Below are 13,573 nucleotides of genomic sequence, written 5' to 3' on the forward strand. Positions count from 1 at the left end.
AATGAAAGATCCCGATGATTATACCGTCAGATTGACTTTAGATAACCAAAAAAGCGATGCCGTCATTCTGCAGCATAATCTTCAGGCCCTGAAAAATGAGAAGAATGCCGTCATCGAGGAGATTGCCAAAGCCCTGACCTCGATCCCGGCCTCGCTGGTTCGCATGAAGTGGCAGTATCGCCGCGAGATTTATGCCTTCCAGGTAAAAGAAGAAATTTACGGCGCGGCACTGGCGGAAATCATCACCCGCAATCCGCAGCTAAAAGAGAAAATTCTGGCCCACATAGAAGCCAGCTACCAGCATGTGCTGGCGCGTGAAGTCGCCACCTTACGCCTTTCCAGAAAGCTCGCTGACGGTAACTGTCGCACCGCCAGCGTTAACATTGTGGCGCCGGAAGAAACTCCGCCGACGCCAGAAAAACCTCGCTGATCACACCAGCCTGAAGACCGAAATCGCGGTCTTCAGCTCCCCGGTTTGCCTTTGCTGCTGCTGCGCCACCTGCATCGTCTGCGCCACGTGCTGCACGTTTTCCTGCACGCTGGCATCGATGCTCGCAATGCTGCCGTTAATTTGCAGAATGCTGGCCCGTTGCTGTTCGCTCATCAATGACAACGCTTCGACCAGCGTGAGCAGGCTGTCGATACTGCCGATCATCACCTGCATGGTTTTCCCCGCCTGCTCGACCTGATTTGCGCCCTGCTGAGTACTTTCAACCGACGCCGCTATCAACTGGCGGATGTCTTTCGCCGCGCTCTCACAGCGCAACGCCAGCGTACGAACTTCAGCGGCGACAACCGCAAATCCTTTGCCATGCACGCCCGCTCGTGCCGCCTCCACTGACGCATTCAACGATAAAATATTGGTCTGGAACGCAATGCCATCAATCAGTTCGAGAATGCCATTAATCCGCAAAGATTCATCGCGGATATGCACCATCGACGCCATCGCCGCGCGAATGCTTTCGCCACCCTGCAGGGCGACATTGCTCGCCTGAAGCGCAAGCCCGCGCGCTTCATTGGCTTTCTCACTGGTTTGCACCGCAGCCCCCGCCAACTGTTCCATCGCGCAAGCCGCCACCGCCAGTGATTGCGCCTGATTGTCCGTCCGTTCTGAGAGCGAGGTATTTCGCAGCAGTAATGTGTGAGCATCTTCCAGCATCTGCGAGACGCTGTGACTCACCTGCATCAATGTGCTGCGCATGGTATCGAGCGTCAGGCTGAATGTTTTGGCGAAGCCAGAGTGGCTGGCCTGATGTTCTGTGGTCAGCGTCAGGCACCCTGGCTCGCGGTTGATAACCGAAGCCAGCTTTGCCACTTCACTGGCAGAACGCGCATCCTGCTCCATCCGCAACGCCATCAGCACCAGGATAATCGTCTGCACGACCACGAAAACCGCATGCATCAGCACCATATGAATGCCCGGCCCCATCTCAAAAACCACAATGCCAAACAGATCGTTAGCCTGCAGGTAATTGAAGAGCAGATGATGAACGGCAATCACCGCAGCCCCAGCTACCAGTGGCTTCCAGTCACGCCAGGCCAGTAACGCAGAGAGCAACACAAAAACGGAAAAGTGGTATTCCGTCCCTCCCGCGCCCAATTGAATGAGCAGCGCAGAATAGGCCATCAGAATAAAGGCCAGCAGCAGGCGGGTCGCCAGTTTGCCAGGTAACAGTAAACACGAAACCGTGCTGAGTACAGCCAGCAAAGAAGCGACAACCAGTGCCACGATCATTTGTGCTGTGAGTAACCCAAAGACCACGGTAATCGCCCACAAGATCCAGACCAGCGCCAGAATCAGGCGGTCTGCCCGGCGGCGAATGGCGGAAAGGGAAATGAGGTCACGTGAAGCTGAAGTTGAGCCGAATAACGTCGTGAGGGCCATAAGGGACTCCCATGCTGTGCAGGTAGGTAACGCCCCGTTTTCACGGTGCTTTTTTTATAATGTTCCTGACTAAGCGTAGAGAGATTTAAGGCATGCGCCAGTAGCGAAACCCACTATTTTGCCTGCGAAGGTAAAATCATAAAAACATGATATATCAGTAAGATAGCGGTTCTGTTTTGGGCGACGTAACGCTCGGGTAAGTCGCCTTTGGTCAGCGTTTTCTGCGGCATAAAAAAACCGGCACAGAGCCGAGCCGGTTCTTTTCAATAACGGGGCATTATTTTGCCGCGGCCTGTTCTTCACCCACCAGGCCAATCTTCAGATACCCGGCCTGATGCAGCGTATCCATCACTTTCATCATCGTTTCGTAGTTCACGGTTTTATCCGCGCGGAAGAAGATGGTGGTGTCTTTCTTACCTTCAGTCAGCGAGCTAATGGCGTTCACCATCGTCTCGTCGCTCACCGGATCGTTGCCGAGGAACATGCTGTTATCCGCTTTAACGGTCAGGTAAACAGGCTTTTCCGGGCGCGGCTGCGGCTGGCTGGATGAGGCAGGTAAATTCACTTTCACGTCCACGGTCGCGAGCGGCGCGGCCACCATGAAGATGATCAGCAAAACCAGCATGACGTCGATAAACGGCGTCACGTTGATTTCATGCATTTCGCCGTTATCGTCCAGATTTTCGTTGAGACGCATTGCCATTGGCTCTCACCCTACCCGTAATTTCTGGGCGGTACGTACCGGCTGTGAACCGCTGGCATTGAGGTCGAGGTCTCGGCTTTGCAGCAGCAGAACCTGTGCGGCCACATCGCCCAGCAGCGCTTTTTGGCTGCCAATCATTCGAGCAAAGATGTTGTAGATAACGACCGCCGGAATAGCGGCAAACAGGCCGATCGCGGTTGCCAGCAACGCTTCGGCGATACCCGGTGCGACGACAGCGAGGTTGGTGGTCTGGGTTTGAGCGATGCCGATGAAGCTGTTCATGATACCCCAAACGGTACCGAACAGACCGACAAACGGGGAGATAGCGCCGATAGTCGCCAGATAACCATTGCCGCGGCCCATGTGACGACCCGCAGCGGCAACGCGACGCTCCAGACGGAAACCGGTACGCTCTTTAATGCCTTCGTTATCTTCGGCACCCGCAGAGAGTTCCAGCTCGTTCTGCGCTTCATTAATCAGTAACGTGCTGAGGCTTTTGGCCTGGAAAGAAGAGGCAATGTCAGACGCCTGGTTCAGTGAACGTGCTTCAGCTAACAGCTGCTGTTCGCGCTTGAGGCGGCGCTTTTGCGTTAACAGTTCGGTGCTTTTGCTGAAGAAGATGGCCCAGGTGACGACCGATGCCAGAATCAGGCCGATCATAACCACCTTCACTACGATGTCGGCATGATGATACATACCCCAAACGGAGAGATCCGCCTGCATCAAATTATTACCCACTCTGTATCTCCAGGATCTAAATCACAAAATCTGAGCGTAATGATATCAAAACGTCGTCGAATTGATAGTCGTTCTCATTACTATTTACATACTGACGCAATCATGGCTACTTTTCATTGCGCTTACGCAGTAAAAAGAGGCTTAGTGGCGTGATGGCAAAATTTTCTGCTTTATCTGTGAACCAATCGCACTTCGCCTGATAATCATGCTAGTTTAGACGTCCAGACGTATAAAAACAGGTAACGCGAACATGTCCGATAAGCAACTTGATACCGTGCTGGTGAACGCTGGCCGCAGTAAAAAATACACCCTGGGCTCGGTGAATAGCGTCATTCAGCGTGCCTCATCCCTTGTCTTTGACACTGTGGAGGCCAAAAAGCATGCCACCCGCAATCGCGCCAAAGGCGAGCTTTTCTATGGCCGTCGCGGCACGCTGACCCATTTCTCGTTGCAGGAAGCCATGTGCGAACTGGAAGGCGGTGCGGGCTGTGCGCTGTTCCCCTGTGGCGCTGCGGCCGTTGCCAATACTATCCTGGCCTTTGTGGAACAGGGCGATCACGTTCTGATGACCAACACCGCGTACGAGCCAAGCCAGGATTTCTGCACCAAAATTCTCGCCAAACTGGGCGTAACCACCGGCTGGTTTGATCCGCTGATTGGCGCAGATATCGAAAAGCTGATTCAGCCAAACACCAAAGTGGTGTTCCTGGAATCGCCAGGTTCCATCACCATGGAAGTGCATGATGTGCCAGCGATTGTGGCTGCCGTTCGCCGCGTAGCCCCCGAAGCGATCATTATGATCGACAACACCTGGGCGGCAGGCGTGCTGTTTAAAGCACTGGATTTTGGTATCGACATCTCTATTCAGGCGGCGACCAAATACCTTATTGGCCATTCGGATGGCATGATCGGTACGGCGGTTTCCAACGCCCGCTGTTGGGATCAGTTGCGTGAGAATGCCTACCTGATGGGTCAGATGGTGGACGCCGATACGGCCTACATGACCAGCCGCGGTCTGCGCACGCTGGGTGTGCGTTTACGTCAACATCATGAAAGCAGCCTGAAAGTTGCCGAATGGTTAGCTCAGCATCCACAGGTTGAACGCGTCAATCACCCGGCGTTACCGGGAAGTAAAGGCCATGAATTCTGGAAACGAGACTTTACGGGCAGCAGCGGTTTGTTCTCATTCGTTCTCAAAAAACGGCTCAATGATGCCGAGCTGGCAGCTTATCTGGATAATTTCACCCTCTTCAGCATGGCCTATTCCTGGGGCGGTTACGAGTCGCTGATCCTCGCCAACCAGCCCGAGCAACTGGCGGCCATCCGCCCGGATGCGGAGCTGGACTTCAGCGGAACGCTGGTACGACTGCACATCGGTTTAGAAAATGTTGACGATATTATCCGCGATTTGTCTGCGGGCTTCGAACGCATCGTGTAAAGTGGCAATCTGATGGACACAATGTCAGACAGCCCCCGATAAAACTGCCTGCATTGTTGCGCCCGGGATCGAGGCATCCCGGGCGATTCAGGAGTACACTACACAAAAAATGTCAGTCCACAGGAAAGTCCATGGTTGTTATTCAGGAGATTGTCGCCGCGCTTTGGCAACATGATTTTACCGCGCTGGCGGACCCGCACGTTGTGGGGGTGGTTTATCTGGTCATGTTTGCGACACTGTTTTTAGAAAATGGTTTGCTGCCTGCGTCTTTCCTGCCGGGAGACAGCCTGTTGCTGCTCGCGGGAGCCCTGATAGCAAAAGGGGTGATGGATTTCATGCCGACCCTGGTTATCCTGACCGCCGCGGCAAGTCTCGGTTGTTGGCTGAGCTACATTCAAGGCCGCTGGCTGGGTAACACAAAGATGGTCAAAGGCTGGCTGGCTCAACTGCCCGTTAAATACCACGAGCGCGCTACTTACATGTTTGATCGCCACGGCTTACTGGCGCTGCTCGCCGGACGTTTCCTCGCGTTTGTTCGCACCCTTCTGCCAACCATGGCGGGTATTTCCGGCCTGTCCAACCGCCGTTTCCAGTTCTTCAACTGGTTAAGCGCATTGCTTTGGGTCGGGGTCGTCACCAGCTTCGGTTATGCGCTGAGCATGATCCCGTTCGTGAAACGCCACGAAGATCAGGTGATGACCTTCCTGATGATCCTGCCGATTTTCCTGCTGGTCTGCGGCCTGCTCGGCACGGTGATTGTGGTGATTAAGAAGAAGTACTGTAACGCCTGACTTTTCCCCTCACCCTAACCCTCTCCCCAAAGGGGCGAGGGAATGATTTGCTCCCTCTCCCTTCCTGGGAGAGTGTCAATCACACCCCCTGCATCCCGCGAATACGAGCCGCATCTTCCCCCGGCGTTAAACCGAAGTAGCGTTTGAACTCACGGCTAAACTGCGAGGCACTTTCATAGCCGACCTTCATCGCCGCGGTGCTGGCCTTCAACCCATCGTGCACCATCATCATTCTCGCTTTGTGCAGACGGTAGGATTTCAGGTACTGCAACGGCGACGTACTGGTCACTGATTTAAAATTATGATGGAACGCCGACACGCTCATATTCGCTTCCGCCGCCAGCTGATCCACGCTCAGGTTTTCCGTGTACTGGCTTTCAATACGTTTCAGCACCCGGCTAATCAGGCTGAAATGCGTCTGGCGGCTGACCAACGCCAGCAGCGCCCCGCCCCGTGGCCCCATCAGCACGTGGTAGAGCATCTCGCGAATAATTTGCCTGCCAAGAATTCTCGCATCCAGTGGACGCTCCATCACATCCAGCAGGCGTTCTGCAGCACAGAGAATGTCGTCAGATAGTGTCGCTGAATTGATCCCACTCGCCGCCATCGACGGCTGAAACAGCTCGTCTTCGCCGATGTCCATCAGCAGCTCTTGCAGTTGCAGGATGTCCACATTCAGGCGCAATCCTGCCAACGGCACTTCCGGCGTCGCAAAAGTTTCACACTCAAACGGCAGCGGGACCGTTAATAACAGGTATTCGTTGGCATCATAACGAAACACACGTTCGTTAATATGACCGATTTTATGGCCCGAAAAGAGAAAAACGATGCCTGGCTGGTACATCACCGGCGTGCGGGTTCCGGGCTGCGTGCCGTACAGCAGACGGATATCCGGCAACAGCGCAGTGAGCTTTTCTTCATTGTTTTTCAGCTGCTTAATTTTATCTGTCAGCAGAAGACAGGTCTCTTCGCGGTTCATGGTGGAGAGCATTCCGGGCAGGTTTCGATGACAACAGTGTGAACGTTACTGTTCATTTCCTCCAGCCCTCTGGAGAAATGGGCAAGACATTGACAGGAATAAGCATTGAGACTGACTCCCTGGAAGACCACAATACACTCCATCAGGCAGCACCGCGTCTGCCCTCTTTTTCACCTGCACTTAAGGGAACAAGCTATGTTTAATTTTGACCTGCACACCCCCACCCGCATTTTATTTGGTCAAGGCGCTATCGCCGACCTGCGTGCGCAAATTCCTGCCGATGCACGAGTTCTGGTGACGTACGGCGGTGGTAGCGTGAAGAAAACCGGCGTGCTGGATCAGGTGCTGACTGCCCTGAACGGCCTGGACGTGCTGGAGTTTGGCGGTATCGAACCGAACCCGTCTTACGAAACGCTGATGAACGCTGTGAAACTCGCTCGCGAAGAGAAAATCACTTTCCTGTTGGCTGTGGGCGGAGGTTCCGTACTGGACGGCACGAAATTCATCGCGGCGGCTGCACATTACGCAGACGGCGTTGATCCATGGGAAATCCTGCAAACGGGCGGCAGCAAGATTGAAAGTGCCATCCCAATGGGTTCTGTGCTGACACTGCCAGCCACCGGGTCCGAATCCAACATGGGCGCGGTTATCTCCCGTAAAACCACTGGCGACAAGCAGGCATTTATGAACCCGCTGGTGCGCCCGGTCTTTGCCGTGCTTGATCCAGTTTACACCTACACCCTGCCGCCGCGTCAGGTTGCCAACGGTGTGGTCGATGCGTTTGTGCATACTGTTGAGCAGTACGTCACTTATCCGGTGAATGCCAAAATTCAGGAGCGTTTCGCCGAAGGCATTCTGCTGACGCTGGTTGAAGAAGGCCCGAAAGCGCTGAAAGAGCCGGAAAACTACGATGTCCGCGCCAACGTCATGTGGGCAGCCACTCAGGCACTGAACGGCCTGATTGGGGCTGGCGTACCGCAAGACTGGGCCACGCATATGCTGGGTCACGAACTGACCGCGATGCACGGCCTGGATCACGCTCAAACGCTGGCCGTTGTTCTGCCTGCGCTGTGGAATGAAAAACGCGATACCAAGCGTGCCAAACTGCTGCAATACGCAGATCGCGTGTGGAACATCACTGAAGGGTCTGAAGATGCACGCATCGACGCGGCCATCGCGGCAACTCGCGATTTCTTCGAAGCGATGGGCGTACCGACTCGTCTGTCCGGCTACGGTCTGGACGGCAGCACTATCCCGGCGCTGCTGAAAAAACTCGAAGAGCATGGCATGACGAAAATCGGTGAACATCAGGACATTACCCTCGACGTGAGCCGCCGCATTTACGAAGCGGCACGCTAAGGGATTTCCGCTTAACCTTTCGTTTTCTCGTATTTCGACCAGACTTAGTGTTACTGATTTGCCGGAGGGGCGTATCTCCTCCGGTGATTTTATCTAAGGAGGAACGCATGACACATCCAACTGTGATTAAGCTTCAGGACGGCAACATCATGCCGCAGCTGGGCCTCGGCGTGTGGAAAGCAAGCAACGAGGAAGTCGTTTCCGCCATTCATAAAGCGCTGGAGGTCGGTTATCGGTCGATTGATACTGCCGCGGCGTACAAGAACGAAGATGGCGTAGGCAAGGCCCTGAAAAGTGCAGGCGTCGCTCGCGATGAACTGTTTATCACCACCAAGCTCTGGAACGACGACCAGAAGCGTCCGGCTCAGGCTTTGCAGGAAAGTCTCGATAAGCTGCAGCTCGATTTCGTTGATCTCTATCTGATGCACTGGCCCGTTCCCGCTATCGATCACTATGTCGAAGCCTGGAAAGGCATGATTGAGCTGCAACAGCAGGGGCTGGTGAAGAGCATTGGTGTCTGTAACTTCCAGATCAATCACCTGCAACGGCTGATCGATGAAACGGGCGTCAGTCCGGTCATCAACCAGATTGAGCTTCATCCTCTGATGCAGCAGCGTCAATTGCATTCGTGGAACGCCACGCACAAGATCCAGACGGAATCCTGGAGCCCGCTGGCTCAAGGCGGCGAAGGCGTGTTTGATCAAACCATCATTCGCCATCTGGCGGAAAAATACGGCAAGACCCCGGCGCAGATTGTCATTCGCTGGCATCTGGATAGCGGTCTGGTGGTTATTCCGAAATCGGTCACCCCGGCGCGTATCGCTGAGAACTACAACGTCTGGGACTTCCGTCTTGATAAGGATGAACTGGGCGAGATAGCCAAACTGGATCAGGGAAAACGGCTTGGGCCGGACCCCGATCAGTTTGGTGGTTAAGCGAAAAATGCAAAAGCCCGGTCAAATTTGGCCGGGCTTTCTTTTATGGCTTAGCGGCTCGTCTGGCGGCAGGTTTGCCGTTAGCGACAGGTTTTCCCTTCGCGGCAGCATTCGGCTTAGCGGCACCCGGATTACGCTGATGCGATACTGGCGTGTGCTTGGTCAGCGCCGGGCGTGTGTTGCGGTTCTGACGGCGCGCTTCACGCATCTCTTCAAGCGTAGGCGAAGGCACCAGACACTCACGGCGACCGCCGATCAGGTGTTTCATTCCCTTCTCTTCCAGCGCCTGACGAATCATCGGCCAGCCTGCCGGATCGTGATAACGCAGCAGGGCTTTATGCAGACGGCGCTGCTTGTCGCCTTTCGGGATGAAGACTTCTTCACTCTTATAGCCAATCTTACTCAGCGGGTTCTTGCCGGTGTAATACATGGTGGTCGAGTTCGCGAGCGGCGACGGATAGAAGTTCTGCACCTGATCGAGACGGAAGCGGTTCTTCTTCAGCCACAGCGCCAGGTTGATCATGTCTTCATCCGTTGTGCCAGGGTGCGCAGAGATGAAGTAAGGGATCAGATACTGCTCTTTCCCGGCCTGTTTTGAGTAGGTGTCGAACAGCTCTTTAAAGCGATCATAGCTGCCCATGCCCGGCTTCATCATTTTCGACAGCGGGCCTTCTTCGGTGTGCTCTGGCGCTATCTTCAGATAGCCGCCCACGTGGTGCGTCGCCAGCTCTTTGATATAACGCGGATCTTCTACGGCGATATCATAACGCACGCCAGACGCGATGAGGATCTTCTTGATGCCTTTCAGATCGCGCGCACGGCGATAGAGGTTGATCGTCGGCTCATGGTTGGTGTCCATGTGCGGGCAGATGTCCGGGTAAACACAGGAGAGACGACGGCAGGTTTGCTCCGCACGCGGCGACTTACAGCGCAGCATGTACATGTTGGCCGTCGGGCCACCCAAATCGGAGATAATACCGGTGAAACCGGGAACCGTGTCGCGAATGGCTTCGATCTCGTTGATGATCGACTCTTCGGAACGGCTCTGGATAATACGGCCTTCGTGCTCGGTGATGGAGCAGAACGAGCAACCCCCGAAGCAGCCACGCATGATGTTGACCGAAAAACGGATCATTTCATAAGCAGGTATGCGGGCGTTGCCGTATGCCGGATGCGGCACACGTTTGTATGGCAGCGCAAACACGCTGTCCATCTCTTCAGTGGAGAGCGGGATAGCAGGCGGGTTCAGCCAGATGTAGCGATCGCCGTGTTTTTGCATCAGCGCGCGAGCACAACCTGGGTTGGTTTCATGATGCAGGATACGGGAAGCGTGCGCATAGAGCACTTTGTCGCCTTTGACTTTCTCATAGGACGGCAGCAGCACGTAGGTTTTTTCCCACGGCTTCGGCTTCGGTGGCTGCACGGTAATCCGTTTGGCTTCGGCTTTTTTCGGCTCAACAGGCTTGTTGTCAGCGCATGGCAGATCTTCCCCATAAGGATGGGGGATCGGATCGATTTTACCCGGCGTATCCAGACGCGTTGAATCCACACCGCTCCAGCCTGGCAGCGCTTCTTTCACCATGATCGCGGTGTTGCGCACATCGCGAATGTCAGACACCAACTCCCCCATCGACAGACGATGGGCAACTTCCACCAGCGGACGCTCGCCGTTGCCGTAAATCAGCATGTCAGCTTTGGAGTCCACCAGCACCGAACGGCGCACGGTATCAGACCAGTAGTCGTAGTGTGCTGAACGACGCAGGCTCGCTTCGATCCCGCCGAGGATCACCGGCACATCTTTCCAGGCTTCTTTACAACGCTGGGTGTACACCAGCGTCGCGCGATCAGGACGTTTACCGGCAAGGTTATCGGCGGTGTACGCATCGTCGTGACGCAGCTTACGGTCAGCCGTATAACGGTTGATCATCGAGTCCATGTTGCCCGCGGTCACACCGAAGAACAGGTTCGGTTTGCCGAGACGCATAAAGTCGTCTTTGCTGTTCCAGTCAGGCTGAGAAATGATCCCCACACGGAAGCCCTGAGCCTCAAGCATACGCCCGCAGATAGCCATGCCGAAGCTTGGATGATCGACGTAGGCATCGCCTGTGACCAGAATGATGTCGCAGCTATCCCAGCCAAGTTGGTCCATCTCTTCCCGAGACATAGGTAAAAACGGTGCCGGGCCAAAGCAGGCCGCCCAGTACTGAGGCCAGGAAAAGAGATCGCGATCCGGCTGGATCAGGGAAATTGCGCTCATAGTGCTTCCGGGTGGTTAAAAAAGAACCTTCAAAGGGCGGGGATTATAAGGGAATGCGGATGAGTGTGCCAGATCGCGGGCGGAAAATTACGTTGGGAAGCCTTTATCCATGCGGAGTGTGTGGCTTACAGAGTGCATTTACCCCTCTCCCCGGCCCTCTCCCAAAGGGAGAGGGAGAAAGAGAAAGACATGAGCACGTGACAGTTCCCTCTCCCTTTTAGGGTGAGGGTTAAATCAATCAGGGTGCCGGATTCACCAGCATCTGACCAATCGAGCCACGGTCCGCCAGTTCCAGCGTCTGGCTGGCGAACTGGAACGGGAAATGTGGCCACGAAGGCTGGCCGTAGTACACCAGTAGCTCAACTTGCCCGTCGATCCACACCGTGTCTTTCCAGCCTCTGTCTTCCGGGAAGGGCATTGCGCCGTTCACGTTGCGGATCTGGAACATCACCCCTTCAATGTGGAAGGACTGCGGGCTGTCGGCTCGCAGCGTCCAGCGCTCCCAGGTACCCTGCTGCGCCGTTACGTCAATGCGCTGTGGGTCCCACAGTTGGCCGTTGATACCCGGATCGTCACCGAGGGTGAAATCACGGCTACGGATTGGCGTTCCGGTCATGACTTCTTCCGGCAGCAGGCGCATTGGCAGGCTGTCTGTCACCAGCGGCAACAGGCCTGTTGGGCGCAGCGTCAGCACCAGGGTTGAAATCAGGATGCTAGACGGTTCGAAGAAGCCGCGAATACGATCCACGATGCTCGCCGCTTCGCCGCAGGTAATCGACACTTCATTGCCATTGGTCATGTCGATGAGGATTTCGCGACGCTCGCCCGGAGCCAGTGAGAGCTGCTTGACGGAGACCCGCGCTGGCAGAAACCCCTGATCGCCAGAAATGACATGCAGCGCACGACCGTCACTCATTTGCAGCTGATAACGGCGAGAGTTCGACGCATTCAGCAAGCGCAGACGCACCCAGCCGCGAGAAACTTCGACATAAGGACTTTGCGCGCCGTTCACCAGCAACGTATCGCCGACAAAGCCGCCGCTGCCCGGCTCGCTGTATTCCGGCGCGCCAAAGTTATCCAGCCGTTTGTCCTGAATAATGACCGGAAAGTCGTCCACGCCGTAATGATTCGGGATAGGTAAGGACTTACTCACATCATCTTCGACCAGCCACATTCCGGCCAGGCCGCTGTAAACCTGCTGCGCCATGTGGTTCGGTGTATTTGCCTGATACCAGAGCGTGGCCGCGCTTTGACGAATCGGCAGCACCGGGGCCCAGTCGGCATTCGGTGACATCATACGCGCCGCTCCGCCAATCAACGGGCCTGGCACCTGAAGACCACGAATGGTCATCGCCACGTTTTCCGTCAGGCGGTTACTGTAAATCAGTTTGACGTCGTCACCGTTCCAGACACGAATGGTCGGCCCAAGATAGCGACCATTCACTCCCCAGACCGGCGCGCGCGTGCCCTGGGTGAAAGACCAGTGAGCGCGTTGCAGGGTTAAAAACAGGGGTTGTCCGCGACGGGATTCCAGCAGCGGCGGAACCGGCAGCGCGGGCTGTTGCCCCGCTGCATTTGCCCTCAGCGGCACCGCACCTGCACAAAGCGCAATCCCTGATGCCTGAATAAACTGACGCCGACTGAGTGACATATTAACTCCATGAAACTGACAACTAAACAGAGGGAAACCGTTCCCAAACTGCGTTCACCACCGTAAACCGGCTTGTGAAAGCTCTTACTTATTCTTTTTTTCCGCTTCGCGACGAGCGACTTCCCTGTCGAGCTCATCGATTTTGGCACTCATCATGTCGCGGCAATGCGCCGCCAGCTCACGAACCTGATCTTTGCCCCATTGCGTACTGTCGACAGGCGGCAGCATTTCAACGATCACCAGACCGTTGTCGAGGCGGTTGAGATTAATTTTATTCGATGTATTGGAAACGCACACCGGAATGATCGGCACGCCTGCCGCAATGGCAGCGTGAAAGGCACCCGTTTTGAACGGCAGCAGGCCGCGACCGCGGCTGCGAGTCCCTTCCGGGAACATCCAGAAAGAGATTTTGCGTTGTTTAAAAGCATTCACCACGCTGGCAATGGTGCCATGCGCTTTGGCGCGATTATTACGGTCAATCAGCAGGTTACCCGTCAGCCAGTAAAGCAGGCCAAAGAACGGGATCCACAGCAGGCTTTTCTTGCCGACTGTGACCGTTGGCGGTATCACGATATTGGCTGCCGTCACCATGTCATAGTTGTTTTGATGGTTGGCGATGTAGATGGCATTACCGAAATTTTCATACCCTTCCGGTAAGCGTTTTTCGACTTTCAGGCCGAAAACCGGCGACAGGCGACCAAACAGATGACCAAACGTCGCAACATGCTTCGGATTACGGGGGCTAAACAGGCAATAGATACAGCCAAAAATGCACACCAGAATGCAGTAAATGACAACGATGATTGCGCGAAAAATCAATAGCATAGCTACCTCTAA

The 13,573-nt window shown here is 55.0% G+C and carries 12 protein-coding genes; 5 read left to right on the top strand and 7 right to left on the bottom strand.

Going from position 1 to position 13,573, the window contains the following annotated elements; translation table 11 throughout:
- Position 1: 1 nt before the first annotated feature.
- Complete coding sequence (locus ACLW56_RS16905) at positions 2–430, top strand: cytoplasmic protein (protein WP_330984902.1); 429 nt, start codon at positions 2–4, stop codon at positions 428–430.
- Here ACLW56_RS16905 and ACLW56_RS16910 read toward each other — a convergent pair whose 3' ends face one another.
- From ACLW56_RS16910 to exbB, 3 genes are all read right to left on the bottom strand, one after another.
- Positions 431–1,885, bottom strand: coding sequence for a methyl-accepting chemotaxis protein (locus ACLW56_RS16910; RefSeq protein ID WP_330984903.1), 1,455 nt, complete (start codon positions 1,883–1,885; stop codon positions 431–433).
- Positions 1,886–2,162: 277 nt separating this feature from the next.
- Positions 2,163–2,588, bottom strand: coding sequence for a TonB system transport protein ExbD (exbD, locus tag ACLW56_RS16915; RefSeq protein ID WP_330984904.1), 426 nt, complete (start codon positions 2,586–2,588; stop codon positions 2,163–2,165).
- A gap of 6 nt (positions 2,589–2,594) precedes the next feature.
- A complete protein-coding gene (exbB, locus tag ACLW56_RS16920) occupies positions 2,595–3,326 on the bottom strand; it encodes a tol-pal system-associated acyl-CoA thioesterase (protein WP_330984905.1) in 732 nt (243 codons plus the stop codon).
- 250 nt (positions 3,327–3,576) lie between these two features.
- Between exbB and metC the strand changes: the two genes are divergently transcribed.
- Positions 3,577–4,764 (top strand): cystathionine beta-lyase, encoded by a 1,188-nt coding sequence (metC, locus tag ACLW56_RS16925; protein WP_330984906.1) that lies wholly within the window; start codon positions 3,577–3,579, stop codon positions 4,762–4,764.
- Between the two features lie 131 nt (positions 4,765–4,895).
- Positions 4,896–5,555 carry a DedA family general envelope maintenance protein YghB gene (gene yghB / locus ACLW56_RS16930; RefSeq protein WP_330984907.1) on the top strand — a complete coding sequence of 220 codons (660 nt, stop codon included), beginning with the start codon at positions 4,896–4,898 and terminating at the stop codon, positions 5,553–5,555.
- A 79-nt stretch (positions 5,556–5,634) separates the two neighbouring features.
- Here yghB and ACLW56_RS16935 read toward each other — a convergent pair whose 3' ends face one another.
- Positions 5,635–6,534 (bottom strand): AraC family transcriptional regulator, encoded by a 900-nt coding sequence (locus ACLW56_RS16935; protein WP_330984908.1) that lies wholly within the window; start codon positions 6,532–6,534, stop codon positions 5,635–5,637.
- Positions 6,535–6,729: 195 nt separating this feature from the next.
- Between ACLW56_RS16935 and yqhD the strand changes: the two genes are divergently transcribed.
- Both yqhD and dkgA read left to right on the top strand, forming a co-directional pair.
- Positions 6,730–7,893, top strand: coding sequence for an alcohol dehydrogenase (gene yqhD, locus ACLW56_RS16940; protein ID WP_330984909.1), 1,164 nt, complete (start codon positions 6,730–6,732; stop codon positions 7,891–7,893).
- Between the two features lie 107 nt (positions 7,894–8,000).
- Positions 8,001–8,828, top strand: coding sequence for a 2,5-didehydrogluconate reductase DkgA (dkgA, locus tag ACLW56_RS16945; protein ID WP_330984910.1), 828 nt, complete (start codon positions 8,001–8,003; stop codon positions 8,826–8,828).
- 43 nt (positions 8,829–8,871) lie between these two features.
- Here the strand turns inward: dkgA and ACLW56_RS16950 are convergent, their stop codons facing one another.
- The 3 genes from ACLW56_RS16950 to ACLW56_RS16960 all read right to left on the bottom strand — a co-directional run bounded on the left by ACLW56_RS16950 (position 8,872) and on the right by ACLW56_RS16960 (position 13,561).
- Positions 8,872–11,085 (bottom strand): YgiQ family radical SAM protein, encoded by a 2,214-nt coding sequence (locus tag ACLW56_RS16950; RefSeq protein ID WP_330984911.1) that lies wholly within the window; start codon positions 11,083–11,085, stop codon positions 8,872–8,874.
- A gap of 238 nt (positions 11,086–11,323) precedes the next feature.
- The gene (gene ftsP, locus ACLW56_RS16955; RefSeq protein WP_330984912.1) at positions 11,324–12,736 is read right to left on the bottom strand and encodes a cell division protein FtsP; all 1,413 of its coding nucleotides are present in this window, start codon (positions 12,734–12,736) and stop codon (positions 11,324–11,326) included.
- Positions 12,737–12,820: 84 nt separating this feature from the next.
- Entirely contained in the window at positions 12,821–13,561 is a 741-nt protein-coding gene (locus ACLW56_RS16960; RefSeq protein WP_330984913.1) for a 1-acylglycerol-3-phosphate O-acyltransferase, read from the bottom strand.
- Positions 13,562–13,573: the final 12 nt, after the last annotated feature.

It is taken from the genome of Pantoea sp. sgz302252 (assembly GCF_047713085.1).
Taxonomy (GTDB): domain Bacteria; phylum Pseudomonadota; class Gammaproteobacteria; order Enterobacterales; family Enterobacteriaceae; genus Scandinavium.